Origin of the sequence: uncultured Gimesia sp., from assembly GCF_963972345.1 — a bacterium.
Taxonomy (GTDB): Bacteria; Planctomycetota; Planctomycetia; order Planctomycetales; family Planctomycetaceae; genus Gimesia.
The window spans coordinates 1-1830 of sequence record NZ_CAXAVM010000359.1; the positions used below are offsets into that span (position 1 = coordinate 1).

The 1830-nt window shown below is 54.8% G+C and carries 1 protein-coding gene; it reads left to right on the forward strand.

Going from position 1 to position 1830, the window contains the following annotated elements; genetic code table 11:
* On the forward strand, positions 1-1830 hold a 1830-nt coding region (locus AACZ40_RS29020), incomplete at both ends, for a PSD1 and planctomycete cytochrome C domain-containing protein (RefSeq protein ID WP_339677173.1).

Sequence of the window (1830 nt, forward strand, 5' to 3'; positions counted from 1 at the left end):
ATTTGCGCCTGGTCCGGTTCATGACCAAAGGGGGGGAATCGGGCGAAGCCATTATTTCAGGGAAACCGGACGAAAGTTATCTGATCGAACGCATCGAGAGTGGTGATATGCCGCCCGGCGAAGCGCGGGTTCCCCAGGATCAGATTGCCACTCTGAAACGCTGGATTGCTGCAGGCGCGAAGACAGCACGGCCGGAACCAGCGACGATTGAACCGGGGCTGGGAATCACGCCGGAAGAACGGGCCTACTGGGCATTCCAACCGGTGAAACGGCCGGAAGTCTCAGAGGAATTTAAAAACAGGCCGGGAGTTCGCACGCCCATTGACGCGCTGCTGTTAAAAGCAATGCCGGAAGGTCTGTCCTTTTCTCCCGACGCGGAAAAGCTGACGCTGATCAAACGGGCCAGTTTTGATCTCACCGGCCTGCCACCCGGCCCGGAACAGATCCGCCGGGTGATGGCAGATCAGTCAGCCAACTGGTACGAAGGATATGTGGATGAACTGTTACAATCACCGCATTATGGCGAACGCTGGGCGCGTCACTGGCTGGATGTCGCCGGATATGCTGACTCCGAAGGTTACACCGTCAACGATGTCGTCCGACCCTGGGCCTGGAAATACCGGGACTACGTGATTCGCTCCTTGAATGCAAATAAGCCTTTCGATCAGTTTATTGTGGAGCAGTTAGCCGGGGATGAATTAGCCGGGAAACGCGAAGGCGATTTAACAGAAAAGCAGATTGAACTGTTGACGGCGACCGGATTCCTGCGGATGGCGGCTGACGGGACAGGGAGTGGCAGTAATACTCCCGAAGCGCGCAACCAGGTTATCGCCGATACGCTGAAGATTGTCAGCAGTTCGTTAATGGGGGTCAGCGTTGCTTGTGCCCAATGCCACGACCACCGCTATGACCCGATTCCACATGCAGATTACTTTGCGATGCGGGCCATTTTTGAGCCGGCATTTGACTGGCAGCAGTGGCAGACACCCTCCCAGAGGCAGGTCTCACTTTATACTGCCGCTGATCGGGTGAAAGCAGCAGAAATCGAAGTTGAGGTACAGAAAATAGCAGCTGCAAAAGGTGAAAAACAGACAAAGTACCTGGCTGAAGCGCTGGAAAAAGAACTGTTGAAATACGAGCAGCCGTTACGGGATCAATTAAACTCCGCCTACCAGACGCCCGCTGATAAACGCACGCCCGAGCAGGCCGCGCTGTTGAAGAAATATCCCAGTGTCAATATTTCACCAGGTGTGCTTTATGAATATCTGCCAGACGCGGTAGAAGATCTGAAGAAATTTGATAAGCAGATTGAAGAGATCCGAAGTAAAAAGCCGGTCGAAGAATTTCTCCGCGTCGCCGTGGAACCCGCCAATCATCTGCCGGTGACCAAACTGTTTTACCGCGGTGATTACCGCCAGCCCAGACAGGTGATCGAGCCGGCTGCCTTGAGTGTTGTCTCCCCGGAAGGAGAACGCCGGAAATTCCCCGTCAATGATGAAGCATTGCCTACAACGGGACGCCGGCTGGCGTTTGCCCGCTGGCTGACAAACGGAGAACATCCACTGGTGGCGCGTGTGCTGGTGAATCGGATCTGGTTACACCACTTCGGGCGGGCGATTGTCAGTACGCCTGGTGAATTTGGCAAGCTGGGTTCGACTCCCACCCATCCGGAGTTACTCGACTGGCTGGCATCAGAATTCATGCAGCAGGGCTGGGACCTGAAAAAACTGCATCGCACGATCATGTTATCGACGGCATACCGACAGGCAGGCGCGCCGGATCCGAGTAAGGAATCGATTGACCCGGAAAACAATTTCTACTGGCGTAAAC